This window comes from Acinetobacter higginsii (assembly GCF_000369525.1).
In the GTDB taxonomy this organism is placed as follows: Bacteria; Pseudomonadota; Gammaproteobacteria; order Pseudomonadales; family Moraxellaceae; genus Acinetobacter; species Acinetobacter higginsii.
Genome location: NZ_KB850070.1, coordinates 186,360 through 203,284, shown reverse-complemented (window position 1 = coordinate 203,284; position 16,925 = coordinate 186,360). Strand labels below are relative to the sequence as shown.

The following is a 16,925-nucleotide window of genomic DNA, read 5'->3' as shown; positions in this document are numbered from 1 at the left end:
GAGAAATTTTAAAAGTGCTTTTGTCCGATTTAGGTAAGCTCATTGGTATTTAAGTCGACAAATTTGCTAGAATAGCAAGCTTATTTTGAGTGCGATTTTGAGATTTGATTCATCAAACTGAGCATTTGGTTTTCAGCTAAGAAGATAGAGTAATCTATGATTAAGTGGATCATATTAGCGATTTTTATCATTTCGGCTTTGTATATTCAGCGCCGTGGTAAAGTAAAGCATTCGTTTTATCGTCAGTTTTTTGACCATTCTACGATTCTCGCACCCATTAACTTTTTAATGTACATGTTTTCCAAAGTGCCGAATCAACCGTATATCGACACTCAGCATTTTCAGGACTTAAAAGTGCTGGATGAAAATTGGGAAATGATTCGTGATGAAGCTCAAGCTTTGTACGACAAAGGTGGTATTAAAGCTTCAAGTAGCTATGATGACCTAGGCTTTAACTCATTCTTTAAAACAGGCTGGAAACGGTTCTATCTGAAATGGTACGACTCTGCACATCCATCAGCAGCTGAGCTTTGTCCAAAAACAACCGCATTGTTAAAGACCTTGCCAACGATTAAAGCAGCGATGTTTACTGAGCTAGCACCCGATAGCCGTTTGGTTCGTCACCGTGACCCATATGCAGGTTCATTACGTTATCACTTAGGTTTAATCACACCGAATGATGATCGCTGCTTTATCGATGTCGATGGTGAGCGCTATTCTTGGCGTGATGGTGAGAGTGTGGTTTTTGATGAAACCTATATTCACTATGCTGAAAATACGACTGACCAAAACCGCATTATTTTCTTCGCAGATGTAGAGCGTCCATTAAAGACTCGCTTTATGGAGAAGTTTAATCACTGGTTTGGTAAAAGTGTGATGACGGCTGCCAGTTCACCCAATGAAGCGGGTGATCAAACAGGTGGTTTAAACAAAGCATTTGGCTATATTTACCAGATTCGTATTAAAGCCAAAGCTTTGAAGAAATCGAACCGTTCCCTGTATTACTTTTTGAAGTGGTTCATCATGCTCGGTCTATTCTTCCTCATTTTTATTCGTCCTTATGTTTTTTAAGTTTGAATAACATCAACGCCCGAAAGGGCGTTTTTTTATGGGATTTGGCTTAGAATATTTTTAGTTCATAACAATTCACTTTGAAAATCTATGCAAACGTTTCGTTCTAAAATTGATTGGTGGTTCTGGGGTGTAGTGATTGCAACGACAGGCTTGTTACTGCAATTTTTATGGACCATGTATATGAAAGGCACCATGCAGGAGTATCCTGAACATGCCGTCCTATATTTTCTGACGATCGCTCTATTATGGTGGCCGATTTTTAATACGCGTTATATTGTGACAGAACAACATTTAACGATTCGTTCGATGTTCTTCAAGTGGCAGATCAATAAATCTGACATTATTAAAATATCCTCGAGCCATAATTTAATTTCATCTCCTGCTTTATCTTTGGATCGTTTGCGTATTGATTATCAGAAAGATGGAATTACAAGTCATATTTTGATTTCGCCTAAAGATAAAGAGAGGTTTTGCAAGGCCTTAAATCAAACCTTTTCTAAGCATTAAATCACTTATAAACGTGGCGCTTACACGATATTCACATTTAAGGCTTGAAAAAAATTGAGCAAACATCACATCATGTGATGTAAATAAAGAGAATAGGCATGTTGTGAACCCAAACGCTCGAGAACACATTGAAAAAATACTGGCGCATATGACTCAGTTGCCTGGCGTTTATAAAATGCTAGGTAAAGATGGGGAATTACTATATGTGGGTAAAGCCAAAAATCTAAAGAATCGTGTGTCGAGCTATTTTGTAAAAACCATTGAGCATCCAAAAACACAGGCCTTGGTTGCCCGTATTTATGATATTGAAAGCTTGGTGGTGCGTTCCGAAACAGAAGCGCTATTGCTTGAGCAAAACCTGATTAAGCTGCACCGTCCGCCTTATAACATTATGTTGCGGGATGACAAATCCTATGTCTATATCTTTGTTTCTTCAGACAAGCCCTATCCGCGCATCGCCAGTGGACGAGGTAAGGGCAAGCATCAAATTGGTAAGTTTTTTGGGCCGTACCCAAGTGCTTATAGCGCGCGTGACACATTATTGGTGTTACAGAAGCTGTTCAATGTTCGCCAATGTGAGAACAGCTATTTTTCACAGCGCAAACGTCCGTGTCTGCAATATCAGATTAAACGCTGTACCGCGCCTTGTGTCGGCTTGATTAGTCCTGAAGACTATAAAGAAGATGTCGACAACTCCATCCGTTTTCTGCAAGGAGATACCAAAGAGCTAAATCAAGAGCTGATTGGGAAAATGGAACAGGCAGCTGAAGCACTTGAGTTTGAAAAAGCGGTGTTTTATCGAGATCGTTTGTCTTTACTTCGCGAAGTACAGGCACAGCAAGCGGTATTCAAGATCAAAGGTGAAGCCGATATTCTGGCAATTGCCTACCAAGCAGGCGTAACCTGCGTCCAGATTATGTATGTGCGTAATGGACGCATGCTCGGCGGGAAAAGCTATTTCCCCGATATGCTAAGTGATGATTTGGGACAGATGCTCAGTGACTTTATGGCGAACTTTTACTTCCAAGTTGCCGATGAAGTGCCGACAGAGTTGATTGTGAATGTTGATGTGCCAGATCAACAGCAACTGGAAGAAGCGTTACAGCAAACTTTTAATAAAAAGGTACAGATCAAGCATAAAGTCCGTGAGACTCGAGCCGAATGGTTAGAGTTGGCTCAAATGAATGTACAGCATGCGATTAAAGGTAAGCTCAGTAATCATTTAGAGTTAACTGAACGATTTCATCAGCTTGAACAGGTGGTGGGCCGACCGATTGATCGGATTGAATGCTTTGATATTAGTCATACCATGGGCGAAGCACCAATTGCTTCCTGTGTGGTGTTCGATCAAGGTGGGTCACGAAAGAGGGACTATCGTCAATTTGCCATTCAGGATATTACGGGTGGCGATGATTATGCTGCAATGCGGCAAGCCCTGATCCGTCGCTATAAAAAGAATATGTTGCCTGATCTTCTGCTCATTGATGGAGGTAAAGGGCAATTACATATGGCGATGGAGGTGATGCAAGAGCTAGAGCTGGATGCCTTTATGATCGGGGTATCTAAAGGTGAAGGTCGTAAGCCAGGATTGGAAACACTACATTTTACCGATGGCACCAAGATTCAGCTTCCAGAAGATCATAAAGCGCTACACCTCATTCAACAGGTGCGTGATGAAGCGCATCGCTTTGCGATCACCAAACACCGTGCCAAACGAGATAAACGTCGCAGTAGCTCTGTCTTAGAAGCCATTCCCGGACTTGGACCAAAGCGTCGTCGTGATTTATTGACGCATTTTGGGGGGATACAAGGGGTACTCAGAGCATCGGAAAAAGAGTTGATGTTAGTCCCGGGGTTAGGTGAGGTTCTGGCACGGACGATTTATAAAATCTTACATGAGTAATTTGACCGATTGACACAATCTTCCCAATATTGCGGTGTAAACGATCATTCACAAATGGCGAAAAACATTCAAAGATAGTGTATTTCGATGATGAAGGAAAAATGATGTCCTTGCTTCCGCTCTATCAACAGGTTGAACAACAAGAATGGATCGATATTCCATCAGGTTGGCTACAAGGCCGGACAGTGTTTGGCGGGTTGATTGCCGGACTGATGATCCAAAAGGCGCTGAGTACGGTACAAGATGCAGCAAAACAACTGTTAAGCTGTAACATCACTTTTGTCGGCCCTGTGCAACAAGGGCGAGCCAGACTCAGTGCTGAAATATTACGTGAAGGAAAATCAGTCACATCTTTAGAAATCCGACTCTGGCAGGATGATGCGGTACAAAGTATTTTGGTGGCCAGTTTTGGCCTACAACGTGAATCGCGGATTCATGTGCAAAACTTACCTACTGTTCCTGACTATCCAACGGCCGAACAACTGGATAAAACCTTCTATATTGAGGGGTTAATGCCCGAATGTTTACAGCAATTTGAATTGTGTTGGGCAGAAGGGAGTTATCCGATGGCAGGCAGTAAGGTGCCTGATTTTGGTGGCTGGGGGCGGTTTGCACCTAGTTTGCATCCAAACCGTAACATGCAATTGGCAGATCTGTTTGCACTCATGGATGTCTGGCCACCTGGGGTTTTACCTATGTTTAAAACGCCTGCACCAGCCAGCTCCTTGACTTGGCAGATTACGTATTTGCAGCCGATTGTGGATCAAATTCAAGATTGGTTTAAATACAAAGTCGTGACTGAATATGCAGAACATGGTTATTCAACGGAATATGCGTATATCTGGGATCGTGAAAACCGCTTAATTGCGGTACTTAGACAGACAGTTGCCGTTTTTGCCTAGTCGACACTGCGGTGCATTTCGTATAAAGTTGCTTACACATGGATAATCTCGGCACATCCTTTGTGCGACATGCATATTTGATGCGAACAACATGGCGGTGTTTATGAGTACAGGGCAAATCCTGAACATTCCTAATATTTTAACTTTGGCACGTATTGCCCTAATTCCTGTTTTCTTGGTGATTGCTTATTGGCCACCCGCAATTGGAATTGCTGAGCATCATGGGGGAATGATGCGTCATCTGATACTGACAGCGGTATTTGTACTTGCTGCGGTAACAGATTGGTTGGATGGCTATTTGGCACGAACTTTAAATCAAAGCTCTGCTTTTGGGCGGTTCCTTGATCCAGTCGCAGATAAGTTGATGGTTGCAGCAGCACTGATTGTATTGGTGCAATGGCAGCCGAATATTTCAATGGCTTTTGCTGCGATTGTAATTATTTCGCGAGAGATTACCGTTTCTGCGCTACGTGAGTGGATGGCAGAGTTAGGCGCTCGTACCAGTGTTGCGGTGTCGACTGTTGGAAAATACAAAACAGCTTTCCAAATGATTGCGATTAGTGTGTTCTTATTGAACTGGAAACCTTTGGAAATATGGGCCTATGCCTTACTGTACGCTGCTGTGATTCTCACCCTATGGTCGATGTTTATTTATTTGAAAGCAGCATGGCCGTACCTAAAACAGCCTTAATCGTATTACAAAGCTAATATTTAAAAGCCTTCTATACAGAGGGCTTTTTTATTGTCTGATGAATGGCTAGACAAGAAAAAAGCCCATACAACGATGAGCTTAGTTCTCTGAGGAAAGCCATGCTCTTTTGGGAGAGTATGCTGAAGAACATAATCATCATATGAGAATTTGCTGAGATTTACAACCGTGTAAAATGTAAATGTTTTTTAATATTCTCAAATCGGGTTGCCTTGGTTCTCAGACAGTGTTGCAAATTTATGTTCAATTTGAGCCGCATTATTTTGCAAAATTTCAATTAACTTTTGAATGTTGATGAAGTCAAAACGATTCTTTGAAGCCACTAATGTGAGCGCAATCGGCGCTTCTTTGTTGGAGAAACGGATCGGCACAGACAAACTACAAAGTTGAGGATCGATTTCACCTTGGGATAAGTAGAAGCCCTGTTTTTTGATTTTCCGCATGTGCTGGATGAATTCATCCTGAGTCTGCGCAAATCCAACTTGTGCCAATTCTTTTGAAAACTGCTGATAATAGGCTTGAATGCGTTGTTTGGTTAAGTGCGCAATCACGATCTTGGGCGAAGCACCGACATAGACGGGTCGTGGACAACCTCGGCCAAAAGAGAGTAATTCGGCATCTTTAAAGGTCTCATGATGTAGGTCGATACAATAATCATGATTTAAATAGGTTAATAAGCAGCACAGTTCGGTACGTTCCACGATATCGCGCATAAAGGGAATGCTGATTTGAATCAGTGGGTCAGTGCTGTGGGAAATATAATCTAAAACCGCAATTTTAGAGCCAAGTGTATAGTCACCTGATGTGCCACTAATCCGTTTTAAGATGTCCGTCGAAACCAGTTCTTTGAGATAACGATAGGCGGTAGGTTTGGATAGCGCAAGCTCATCACAAATGATATCGACATTGATAATCGGACGTGAAACTGAAAATAAATCCAGCACAGTAAGAATTTTACCAAAACTCGAAATTGCCATGATGGGACGCCTACTCCTTACAAAATAACGTGAAAACCGAACTTTTATTGCTTTATAACAGAAAAGCGAAAGGTCGTGTATTTACTTTTAAATCTGATCATCCGAGATCAATCATTTAGGGTGAATACTGAGAAAAATGATAAATTTTATTGTGATTATTTTAAATTAAAATGAAAAATTATCAAATGGTGATAATTTATGTTGACTAATTTACTCGATTTTGAAAAAATAAGCTATGCAGTGTCTTATGTGGATAATTATTTTTAGGTGAAAACGCCTAAAAATGCTAAGTATTGCAGATCACTCCTTATATACAGTTTCACTCATCGCACTTGCCCTGATCTGAATGCTTTCAAATCAGTCTGGAGAGCTTGTCACTTTTTTAGTGATGGCATGCATGATTAAACTGACGCTGAACTGAGACATATTCATGCTATTTAAACAGCTGTTGGCTTTTAGACCGAGTCGACTTGACCTCATCTTTGCCTGCAAAACCTTTGTAGCAGGCATGCTGGCACTGTTTATTTCATTTGAATTGGATTTGATTAATCCGATGTGGTCGATTGGTACGGTGCTGATTATTGCCAGTCCCTATTCGGGTATGGTGTCTTCAAAATGTGTCTATCGCTTGGTCGGAACGGTCGCAGGGGCCATGATTGCCTTGTTTTTGACCCCCCATTTTATTAATACGCCTTGGTTATTTACCATTATTTTGTCCTTATGGGTGGGCTTTGCACTCTACGTCTCTTTACTCGACCGTACACCACGTAGTTATGTATTCATGTTAGCGGGTTATTCAACCGCCATGATTGTGTATAACGCGATTACCTATATTGATACCTATAATATTTTTGATATTGCCTTGGCTCGTGTGCTTGAAATTTCTGTGGGGGTGATTTCAACCGCCGTGGTTTCAGCAACCTTTTTCCCTGTGCATGTCGGTGCAATGATTAAACAGCGGGTTAATAAAACTCTGAATGATCTGGAAAGTACCTTTGAGAAACTGATTACTGTTCAAGAAACACCAGAAAACTATACGCAAATTTTGTCGGTGATTACCCGTGATACAGCTGATATTCATGCTTTAGCCGTACATCTGGCTTATGAAAAAGGCGAGTTAAAGGGCATGACCAAAACCTTGCAGGAAATGCTGCATCAGGTGTCTTTGGTGGTGGCCAATCTGGTGGCTTTATCGCAACGGGTGAAACAACTTGAACAAATGCAATTGAGCAATCTTAGACCACATTTAAACCGTATTCGCCAAGTTACATTGGCTTTTTTAAAGCAAGAGCACATTGTTCAACCCAGTGATTTGCAGGGTTTACCCACTAGATTCGAAGAAGATTTTGCCGAGCTGATTGCTCAAGCAACAGCTGAACAGCAAATTGTATTGGGTGCCCTAAAGATGGACGTTCGCCACTTTATTGCCAATATGCTGGCAGTGAAATTGATTTGGCAGCAGATTCAGCAAGGCAATAAAGAGATTCCAACTGAAATTACTGCAATCACCACCAAGTATCCGAGTTTACATCGGGATCATGGCATTGCCGTTCGTGGCGGTATCAGTGCAGTGTTGATCACCTTTATTGTGACAGCAGCATGGATTCTTTCGGGTTGGAAAGCGGGTTTTATGATGGCTCAAATGGGGGCGATTACGGCCTGTATCTTAACGGCATTGGATAATCCTGTACCTGTATTACGTATTTTTATTTGGGGCAGTATTGTCTCGGCGGGTTTAGTTTTTATCTATGCTTTTGGGATCTTCCCGCATATCACTCATTTCTGGCAATTGGCATTGGTACTATTTCCGGTATTTCTGGTTGCGGTCACCATGATGGCCAATCAAATGCTGATGCCTGTTGGGATGGTGCTGGGGATTAATACCATGATGGGGTTGAACCTACACAACAAATACACCATGGATGCTGTCTCTTATCTGGATAGTTCCTTTGCGATGGTGTTAGGCGTGTTGGTGTCCCTGATTGTGATTGATTTGGTGCGAGCAGTTTCACCAGATACCAGTGCGACGCGAATTTTAGCTTTGCATTATCAGGCAATGCGCCAAGCCTTGCATTTGTCTTATGGCAGTGATTTTAAAATTCATTTACGCAGTATGCTGGACCGTGTCGGGGTATTAAATACCAAGATGGTGCAGAACCCTGAGGTAAAAACAGCGATTCAAAATGCATTGGTTGAAAGTAGTTCGATTGTTGATTTAGTCCGTTTGCAAGAAATTAGCCAAAAATTGCCACAATTGTTGGAACTACAAAATGGCTTGAACCAGTTACAACAGCAGTTGGCAGATTATTTTCAAAGCCAGGAAAAGCAACTTTCAATTCATCATTTTCCGATTCAGATTGTGCAACAAATAGAACGTTTACAAGACATCTCTCAACAGATTGAAGATGTACAGTTGCGTCAACGGCTGCTCATTTCACTGAATAATATTTGTGAAAGTATTGGTCATGTCTCAATCGAACAGATGTATTCGGACAGATATGGTTTAGGGGTATCTCATGGGTGAAATGAATCTTTATGGGGTTTATATCCCAATCCTTTTGGTACAAGCCATTGTTGCTTATGTGCTGTTTAAGCTACTCAGCCCCTTGATTGATCGTTTGGTCATCAAAGGCTGGATTGCATTGCCCAGTATTTTCAATTTGTGCTTTTACTTGGGTTTGATGCTACTGGTGCATTGTCTGTTTGTTTGGCTATGGGCCTGAGGTCTTGGACGAAATGCTCATTCTAAAATTTAATGATGTAAAGAAAGGTGGTAGAGGTAATAAACATGAGTGCATTTGATGTAAGAAAAGTTATACGTCCAATTGTATTGCTGGTTGCAGTTGTGATTGCCGTTTACACCATCGTGCATTTATGGAATTACTACAATGCAGCACCGTGGACACGCGATGGGCGTGTACGTGGTGATGTGATTCAGGTTGCTTCTGATGTAAATGGTTTGGTGACTGAAGTCTTGGTACAAGACAACCAGACGGTAAAAAAAGGGCAGGTTCTGTTCAAGATTGATGTGGCACGTCAGGCTTTGGATGTTGAACAAGCCAAATCAGATCTTGCCAAAGCCAAAGCAGGTTTAGCACAAGCACATGCAAATTTAGCAGGTTCGAAAGCGAGTTTAGTGAAAACTGAGGCCAATATGAAACTGGCTGAGAAAAATGCAGCACGTTATGCCAGCTTGATGGATGGTGCGATTTCTAAACAAGAGCAAGATCAGGTTTTTGCGACTCGTGATCAAGCTGTTGCTGAGCGTGAGCAGCTCACGGCCAGTATTGAGCAAGCCAATGCAGCCATTCAACAGCAGCAAGCATTAATCGAAGTAGCAACCAGCAGCCTACATTTGGCTGAGTTGAATCTTAATCGTTCTGAAGTGGTTGCACCTGCGGATGGCACCTTGTCGAACTTTGACTTACGGGTGGGTAATTATGTGAAGGTGGGGCAAGCGGTTGCTGCTTTATTAGACCGTCATCAGCTCTACGTCGTCGGTTATTTTGAAGAGACCAAACTGAACCGTATCCATGTCGGTGATGCTGCAACCGTACAGTTAATGGGTGATAAGCAAAGAATTCGCGGTCATGTGCAAGGTATTGCTAGCGGGATTGAAGATCGTGAGCGTTCTGGCAGCTCGAATTTATTGGCCAATGTGAATCCAACCTTTAGTTGGGTGCGTTTGGCACAGCGTGTACCAGTGAAAATTGTATTGGATGAGCAGCCGAAAAATCCATTGGCCTTTGTTTCTGGGCGGACGGCAACAGTGAGAATTATCGAGAAGTAATTCAATTAAGGTTAAAAATCTTATTTTATTCGTGAAACGTGTTTTGAGTTTTACATAATCGCCTAGTGGTATTCATGGTACTAGGCGATTGAATCTTATGGGATATTTTTAAGGTGTAATTCCAACTGGGTCGCGATACCAGCTCTGAATCAATAGCGCCGCTGCAAAGCTATCAGCAGATAAACGTTTTGCCTGACCTTTGCTTTGATAAAATTCGAGTTCTTCTCTAGCCTCCCGTGTGGTTAGGCGCTCGTCCACCATCCATGTTTCAATATTGGTTTGGTGGCGTAAACGGCGGGCGAATTTTCGCGCCCGAGCAGACAATTCAGATTCACTATCATCCATATTTAGTGGTAAGCCCACGATAAATAAATTGGGTTGCCATTCTTTGACAATCTTTAATAATTTATCCCAGTCTGGAATACCATCTTTCATTGGAAATAATGGTAGGGGATTGCTACTTTCAATACTGGATTGACCCATCGCCATCCCCATTTTTTGGGTACCAAAGTCAAAAGCCATGATGGATTGAGGTGTTTGCATATCAGGCATGGCCAATCTCAGAAGCAAACCACGTGCGGTCTACCCCAATTTTCTTGTAAGCAGCATCCCAGCGATCGTGATAAGGCAAATTAAAAATTAAATCCATATCCGACTCACAGATCAGCCAATCTCCTCGGATCATTTCTTCTTCGAGCTGATTCTTACTCCAGCTAGCATAACCCAAAGCAATTTGATAACGTCCAACACCTTCATTATGTGCAATTGCATCCAAAATATCTTTACTGGTGGTAATACAGACATTTTCACCAACGGCAATGGATGAGTGCCAAGTCGGCTGACCTGTATGCAATACAAAGCCTGCTTCTGGACGTAATGGGCCACCTTGCAACACTGCATGGGGATGGACATTGTCGGCATCAATTTCTAAATCATTAAGTAATTCTTTGATTTGTAAATCTGAAGGACGGTTGATAATAATGCCCTGAGCGCCATCTTCGTCATGGCGAGCAATATAGATGACTGTGTTGGCAAAAAAGTCATCTGCCATGTCTGGTGGAGCGATGAGACAACGGTGAGTTAAGTATTGTTTCGTCACCTAGGCGATTCTCCATCAATGTATTGTGCTGATCTAGTTAGATAGGTTCTTTTTATCAACATACAAGAGTTAATCGGATTTCGCCAATCTTTTTCTGAAATTTTATCGCTTTAATTAGGCCGTTTGGAACTTAAGCTGACGTAGTTGACGTGCATGCTGCAAAGTGGTTTCACTAATTTCAACCCCACCAGACATACGTGCCAATTCTAGAATGCGTTGTTCTTCATCCAGTTCGATGATGGTACTGCTGGCAGGATCGCTTTGCTGTTTTTTCACCAATAAATGTTGGTCGGATTGTCCAGCAACTTGGGCTTGGTGGGTAATACAGAGGAGTTGTACATGTTGAGCCAGATCAGCCAGTAATCGGCCCACCACTTCAGCGGTGCCACCACTGATGCCGACATCAATTTCATCGAACACCAACACTTCAGATTCGGTTTTCTCCGCATTCATCACTTGCATCACTAAGGCGATACGGGATAACTCACCACCCGAGGCAACCCGTGCCAGTGGCTGCGGTGGAATCCCTTTATTTGCGGTAAATAATAGCTGAATAAAGCTCAGACCTTCGGCATTCGGTTCCTGTGGTTCAAATTTAAATTCAAAATGTGCTTCGGGCAGGGCCAGTGGCTTGACTTGCTCGGTCAGTTGTTTTGCCAAGGGAATTGCGGCCGCACGACGGATGTCATCCAAATGCTGTGCTGCATCTAGAAAGGCCTGATAAGACACTTCAACTTGCTCAGCCAAGGTTTCAGGATCTTCAAGTTGATGCAGTTGCTCTAATTCTTGCTGCCAAGTTTCATATTCTTGTTTCAGTAATTCCGGTTGAGTGCGATGTTTACGTGCCAGACGATGGAAGACTTCGAGGGTCGCATTCAACTGTTCCATGCGTTCAGGGTCAAAGCTTTGACGATCAATAAACTGACGCAAACTTGCGGTTGCATCGTCTATTTCGCTTTGTGCATTTAATAAAGAGTTATAAATATTGGCTAACTGTTCGCTACGACCCGCATGCGATTCTAAGCGACGAATGATTGAGGCAACTTCTTGGGTGATATTTTGTTCCGCTTCATCCAAGACATTGAGGCTATAACTACAGTCCTGCATGATATGTTCATGATGGCTGAGACGATCAAATTCTTGTTCTGTTTCGCGATAATCGGTTTGAACAACCTCTTCAAGCTCTTCTATTTGAGACTCTAGGCTTTGTATTTTTTGAATACGTGTCGCTTGTGCATCTAAAGCAGCTTGATGTTGCCGAATATTTCGTTGCCATGTGCTATACGCTTCACGTACTGCTTGGGAAGGTTCGGCAAAATTATGATAACGATCGAGCCAATGTTTTGGATAGGGTGGTTCGAGTAATTGTTGCTGGCTGTGTTGGCTATAGAGTTGAACCAGTAAACGTCCAATTTCTTTGAGTTCTGCTAAGCTGCTCGGACGTCCATTAATCCACGCTTTGCTGCGGCCTGTGGCGAAAATCACACGTCTTAAATGGATTTCACCTGAATCATCATCCAATTCATGTTCGGTGAGCCAATGTGCTTCCGCACTTTGGGGCTGATAACTAAACACAGCGGTAACATCGGCTTTGTCTGCACCATAACGCACATAATTGGTATCAGTGCGTTCACCTAAGCATGCTGAAAGTGCATCTAACAGTAATGATTTGCCCGCACCAGTTTCACCAGTCAACACATTGAAGCCTTGTTCAATGTCTAAAGCCAGATGGTCGGCGAGTGCAAAATTAATTAAAGTTAAATGGGTGAGCATAAACGCATCCAATGCACGGAATCTTTTGCTTAAAGATAGAGAAGTTTTAAAGTGACGACAAGAGCGGAATACAGGATTTTCCTGATTTACTGAGGAATTGCTGATTGTTTGTAAGTTTAAGAGAACGTTTCACTTTGTATTTCTGAGTCATGGTTAGAAAAGCGGTAGGTCTTATGCTTAGCTCTTGCGATCAGTAAAAAGTTGTTTGTCTTGCGCGTGGGTAATGCTTAGCTTTATTAATCCTCTTCATTCGTAGTATAGCTGCTCGTCTTCTTGCGGAACTTGAACGTTCCTCAGGACAAAGCTTCGCTTTGTTAATCCGCACCACTCACAGCATATGAGCCATCTATGGCGCAAGGTCTTGCGCCCAGACAAAGCGTTGCTTTGTTTTTTCTCGTCACTCGTAGCATAGCTACTCGTCTTGCGCTCGGACAAAGCGTTGCTTTGTTAATCCTCGCTCAGGTATGAAAATTGCTATGTTTAGCCTAGAAAATGGATTGATTAGTTGTCACGGCACAATTAAACTACGTCCAGCATAATCTAATATAAATGCGGCATTATTTGGAGAGTACGCATGAGTTCAGTGCAATTTGATCATGTAACGGTCATTAAGAAATCGAATGTGTATTTTGGTGGGGCGTGTATTAGCCATACTGTACAATTTGAAGATGGTACAAAAAAGACTTTAGGTGTTATTTTACCTACTGAACAAGCGTTAACGTTCGAAACACATGTGCCAGAGCGTATGGAAATTATTTCTGGTGAATGTCGTGTCAAAATCGCAGATAGCACTGAAAGTGAATTATTCCGTGCAGGTCAGTCTTTTTATGTACCTGGAAATAGCATGTTTCACATTGAAGCAGATGAAGTACTCGATTATGTCTGCCATTTAGAAGGTTAACCTATTCCTTCTTAAATCGAGTACACTACGCTCAAAGAAAATCCTGTAAAGTTCCTTTGCAGGATTTTTATTTTTTTAAAATTCCCTAATACCCTCTTGATAAAAGAGGAGCTTCTAAACGAGGTCGTTCATGGCAAAACCCGAATATTATTATGGCGTTCATTCAGTGGAGTCATTGTTGGAGTTGGAGCCTGAACGCGTTTTGACTTTATTTACATTGAAAGGTCGTGATGATCAGCGTTTGCAAAAAATTTTGCAGTTAGCAGAGCCTTTTGGTATCAGTGTACAAAAAGCCAGTCGTGATAGCTTAGAAAAGCTTGCAGGGCTACCATTTCATCAAGGTGTAGTGGCCGCTGTGCGTCCACATCCAACCTTAAATGAAAAAGATTTGGACGAAATCATGCAACAGTCGCCAGATGCATTGTTATTGGCGCTTGACCAAGTGACTGATCCGCATAATCTGGGCGCATGTATTCGTACTGCGGCTGCGATGGGTGTTCAGGCGGTGATTGTTCCCCGTGATCGTTCAGCCAGTTTAACCCCGACAGCACGTAAAGTTGCAGCAGGCGGCGCTGAAAAAGTGAAATTTATTCAAGTCACTAACCTCGCTCGAACCCTAGCGCATTTAAAAGACACCACTCATACCCGTGTGATCGGGACGATGCTGGATGAGAAAGCATTGCCGATACAACAATGTGATTTCAAAGGTCCTGTAGTGATTGTGATGGGTGCGGAAGATACGGGACTTCGTCCAATTACTCAGTCACAATGTGATCATACCGTTTATATTCCAATGTCTGGTGATCTACAAAGTCTGAATGTCAGTGTGGCAACAGGTATGGCACTTTATGAGGCGTGTCGTCAGCGTAGTGCTGTATAATTTAGCCAAATGTTGGCAATGTAAACTCAGATGACCATCCGTACGCAAGGCTATTTCTTTGTCTTTATTACCATGTGTATTTGGGGCGGATTTACCATTTTTTCCCGTCTCAATGCACATTGGCATGTCAGTGTCTGGGATCTGGTGGCAATGCGCTTTGCGATTGCTTCTTTGATTCTGCTCCCAGTCTTAATCTATAAAAAAGATTTCGCTTTTTTGTGGCATCCACGTCCAATCATTTTGGCACTGATCGGTGGCTTGGTTTATTGTCTCACCGTCTATAACGCTTTTTTACATGCGCCAGCAGCACATGCCGCTATCTTTCTCAATGGTTGTATTCCCTTGTGTACCGCTGTGGCTGCTTATGTATTATTTAGACAGCCTTTTGATAAGCACACTTGGTTCAGTTTGATGATTATGATGGCAGCTCTGATACTGATGAGTTATCTGATGCTGCATGATCAAGCTTTGGCATTGGGAGTAGGAGATTTACTACTTTTTATCAGTGCAGTGTGGTGGGGGATTTTTACGGTATTGCTGAAACAATGGAAATTATCTGCTTGGCATGCAACCGCTGGCGTGGTGATTTGGTCGGCGATTATTTATTTACCGATTTATATTTTATTTATTCCTAAGCATTTTCAAGATGCAGCACCTGTACATTTATTGATTCAAGGGCTGTTTCATGGTGTCTTGGTGGTGATCGTGGCAACGTTGACGTATGTAGCTGCGATTGAGCGTTTGGGTGCATTTAAGACTGGCAGTATTGTCACTTTGGCACCATTTATTGCTGCTGTTGTGGCAGTCCCATTGTTGAACGAGCCGCTGAATGCTGCGATTGTGTGTGGCTTGATCGGGATGGGGATTGGTGCTTTACAGCCATGGCGATGGCTGCGTAAAGACACTTTAGCGACTCAACTCGCCAAACAGAAGCAAGGCTAAAAAGCGTGTTCTGCACGCTGTAAGTAGCTGAAATGCAGTGGTTTGAGTTGTTGGTGTAAATGTTCTAATAGACCATCATTGAGGACAATATCATCTGCTAATTGCTGTTTTTGAGTACGCGACATTTGTGCTGCAATAATCTTTCGGATTTGCTCTTCGCTTTGCCCATCCCGTTGGCTGGCACGTTGTAGTTGTGTTTGTTCATCAGCATCGACCAGTAAAGTATGCTGGACCAGTTCATGTTGATTGGTTTCAAATAAGAGTGGTGAAACTAAAATCACATATGGGCTTTCAGCTTGTTGTAATTGCTGAATAATCGACTGACGAATGGCCGGATGGGTAATGTTTTCTAAGTTTTGGCGTGCTTCTGGAAATTGGAAGATATGTTCACGGAGTGCACGCCGATCAAGACTACCATCTTCCAATAAGACCCAATCCCCAAAAGCATCTTGAATTGACTTCAAGGCCGGTTGGCCAGGTTCAACCACTTCCCGTGCCACGATATCAGCATCGACTACGCTAATTCCTTGGGATTCAAACCATTGAGTGGCTGCTGACTTACCACTACCAATACCGCCTGTAATACCCAAGATAAAACGCATATTAACCACCTAGATAAACTTTCATAATCTGATCACCCCATAAAAATGCAATCCAACCTGCAATCGCAATATAAGGACCAAATGCAAAAGGTTGATTTTCACCGCGCACTTTTATCAAGATAATACCAATAATTGCGCCAAGCATTGAAGAGAGTAACACAATTAAAGGCAGCAGCATTGGCCCCATCCAAGCGCCTAAGGCTGCAAGGAGTTTGAAGTCACCGTAGCCCATACCTTCCTTGCCTGTAATCAGTTTAAAAATATAATAAACAATCCAAAGGCACAGGAAACCAATTAAATAACCCCAAATTGCGGCGGTCGCTGTCGTGTAAATCGCATAGCTATTTGTTCCCAAACCTAAAGCAGCTAAGGGTAGGGTAAAACGATCAGGCAGCAGTTGGGTGTCAAAATCAATAAACGTTAAGGCAATCAGTACCCAAGTTAAGATTAGACCAAACAGCATTTGGATGGTTGCACCGAAGACTGCAACTACAACCAAAGAACAGATCATCGTGAGTAATTCAATCAGTGGATAACGGATACTGATCGGATTCTGGCACGTCCCACATTTACCACGAAGAGCTAACCAACTAATCACTGGGATATTTTGATACCAACGAATAGGCGAGTCACATTTCGGACAGGTTGAGGCTGGTTGGCTTAAAGTCAGTTTACTTTGATCAATGATGGGTTGTTCTGGGTGTAACAGCATTTGACATTCTTGCTGCCACTCCTGCTCCATCATGCGGGGAGTACGAAAAATGACAACATTTAAAAAACTGCCAATACATAAGCTGAAAATCCCAACTGCAATATAAAGTGCAGTTAGGTTCTCGAGAAAATAAGAAAATAAAGATTGCATTTAA

17 protein-coding genes are annotated in these 16,925 nt (G+C 42.4%); 11 read left to right on the top strand and 6 right to left on the bottom strand.

The features are described 5' to 3' along the window. The first annotated feature begins 156 nt into the window (after nucleotides 1-156). The 5 genes from lpxO to pgsA all read left to right on the top strand — a co-directional run bounded on the left by lpxO (nucleotide 157) and on the right by pgsA (nucleotide 5,077). On the top strand, nucleotides 157-1,071 hold the full coding sequence (gene lpxO, locus F902_RS01500) for a lipid A hydroxylase LpxO (protein WP_005200523.1): 915 nt from the start codon (nucleotides 157-159) through the stop codon (nucleotides 1,069-1,071). Between the two features lie 90 nt (nucleotides 1,072-1,161). Next, nucleotides 1,162-1,581, top strand: coding sequence for a PH domain-containing protein (locus F902_RS01495; protein ID WP_005200522.1), 420 nt, complete (start codon nucleotides 1,162-1,164; stop codon nucleotides 1,579-1,581). A gap of 103 nt (nucleotides 1,582-1,684) precedes the next feature. Beyond that, on the top strand, nucleotides 1,685-3,484 hold the full coding sequence (gene uvrC / locus F902_RS01490; protein ID WP_005200521.1) for an excinuclease ABC subunit UvrC: 1,800 nt from the start codon (nucleotides 1,685-1,687) through the stop codon (nucleotides 3,482-3,484). 104 nt (nucleotides 3,485-3,588) lie between these two features. Then, nucleotides 3,589-4,386 (top strand): thioesterase family protein, encoded by a 798-nt coding sequence (locus F902_RS01485; RefSeq protein ID WP_005200520.1) that lies wholly within the window; start codon nucleotides 3,589-3,591, stop codon nucleotides 4,384-4,386. A 103-nt stretch (nucleotides 4,387-4,489) separates the two neighbouring features. Beyond that, complete coding sequence (gene pgsA, locus F902_RS01480; RefSeq protein WP_004802289.1) at nucleotides 4,490-5,077, top strand: CDP-diacylglycerol--glycerol-3-phosphate 3-phosphatidyltransferase; 588 nt, start codon at nucleotides 4,490-4,492, stop codon at nucleotides 5,075-5,077. A 215-nt stretch (nucleotides 5,078-5,292) separates the two neighbouring features. Here the strand turns inward: pgsA and F902_RS01475 are convergent, their stop codons facing one another. Further along, nucleotides 5,293-6,072, bottom strand: a complete 780-nt coding sequence (locus tag F902_RS01475) for an IclR family transcriptional regulator (protein WP_005200517.1) — start codon at nucleotides 6,070-6,072, stop codon at nucleotides 5,293-5,295. 430 nt (nucleotides 6,073-6,502) lie between these two features. On the opposite strand from F902_RS01475, the gene F902_RS01470 reads away from it, so the two are divergent. The 3 genes from F902_RS01470 to F902_RS01460 all read left to right on the top strand — a co-directional run bounded on the left by F902_RS01470 (nucleotide 6,503) and on the right by F902_RS01460 (nucleotide 9,862). After that, nucleotides 6,503-8,596: an FUSC family protein gene (locus F902_RS01470; RefSeq protein ID WP_005200516.1), complete on the top strand. Its 2,094-nt coding sequence runs from the start codon at nucleotides 6,503-6,505 to the stop codon at nucleotides 8,594-8,596. Next, complete coding sequence (locus F902_RS01465) at nucleotides 8,589-8,795, top strand: DUF1656 domain-containing protein (protein WP_005200514.1); 207 nt, start codon at nucleotides 8,589-8,591, stop codon at nucleotides 8,793-8,795. The genes F902_RS01470 and F902_RS01465 overlap by 8 nt, the downstream gene beginning before the upstream one ends. A 65-nt stretch (nucleotides 8,796-8,860) precedes the next feature. After that, the gene (locus F902_RS01460) at nucleotides 8,861-9,862 is read left to right on the top strand and encodes an HlyD family secretion protein (RefSeq protein ID WP_005200512.1); all 1,002 of its coding nucleotides are present in this window, start codon (nucleotides 8,861-8,863) and stop codon (nucleotides 9,860-9,862) included. 108 nt (nucleotides 9,863-9,970) lie between these two features. Here F902_RS01460 and ruvX read toward each other — a convergent pair whose 3' ends face one another. The 3 genes from ruvX to recN all read right to left on the bottom strand — a co-directional run bounded on the left by ruvX (nucleotide 9,971) and on the right by recN (nucleotide 12,734). Beyond that, nucleotides 9,971-10,414, bottom strand: a complete 444-nt coding sequence (ruvX, locus tag F902_RS01455) for a Holliday junction resolvase RuvX (protein WP_005200511.1) — start codon at nucleotides 10,412-10,414, stop codon at nucleotides 9,971-9,973. Next, complete coding sequence (locus F902_RS01450) at nucleotides 10,407-10,961, bottom strand: YqgE/AlgH family protein (RefSeq protein WP_005200509.1); 555 nt, start codon at nucleotides 10,959-10,961, stop codon at nucleotides 10,407-10,409. The genes ruvX and F902_RS01450 overlap by 8 nt, the downstream gene beginning before the upstream one ends. A 114-nt stretch (nucleotides 10,962-11,075) precedes the next feature. Next, complete coding sequence (recN, locus tag F902_RS01445) at nucleotides 11,076-12,734, bottom strand: DNA repair protein RecN (protein ID WP_005200507.1); 1,659 nt, start codon at nucleotides 12,732-12,734, stop codon at nucleotides 11,076-11,078. Nucleotides 12,735-13,308: 574 nt separating this feature from the next. Between recN and ppnP the strand changes: the two genes are divergently transcribed. The 3 genes from ppnP (at nucleotide 13,309) to F902_RS01430 (ending at nucleotide 15,457) form a co-directional block, all read left to right on the top strand. Further along, a complete protein-coding gene (ppnP, locus tag F902_RS01440; protein WP_004802302.1) occupies nucleotides 13,309-13,635 on the top strand; it encodes a pyrimidine/purine nucleoside phosphorylase in 327 nt (108 codons plus the stop codon). A 130-nt stretch (nucleotides 13,636-13,765) separates the two neighbouring features. Further along, nucleotides 13,766-14,515 carry a 23S rRNA (guanosine(2251)-2'-O)-methyltransferase RlmB gene (rlmB, locus tag F902_RS01435; RefSeq protein WP_004802304.1) on the top strand — a complete coding sequence of 250 codons (750 nt, stop codon included), beginning with the start codon at nucleotides 13,766-13,768 and terminating at the stop codon, nucleotides 14,513-14,515. A 30-nt stretch (nucleotides 14,516-14,545) separates the two neighbouring features. Then, on the top strand, nucleotides 14,546-15,457 hold the full coding sequence (locus F902_RS01430) for a DMT family transporter (RefSeq protein ID WP_005200494.1): 912 nt from the start codon (nucleotides 14,546-14,548) through the stop codon (nucleotides 15,455-15,457). Here F902_RS01430 and coaE read toward each other — a convergent pair. Together coaE and F902_RS01420 are read right to left on the bottom strand one after the other, a co-directional pair. After that, a complete protein-coding gene (gene coaE / locus F902_RS01425) occupies nucleotides 15,454-16,059 on the bottom strand; it encodes a dephospho-CoA kinase (RefSeq protein WP_005200493.1) in 606 nt (201 codons plus the stop codon). The two genes, F902_RS01430 and coaE, sit on opposite strands and share 4 nt — an antisense overlap. Before the next feature lies 1 nt (nucleotide 16,060). Further along, a complete protein-coding gene (locus F902_RS01420; protein WP_005200492.1) occupies nucleotides 16,061-16,921 on the bottom strand; it encodes a prepilin peptidase in 861 nt (286 codons plus the stop codon). Nucleotides 16,922-16,925: the final 4 nt, after the last annotated feature.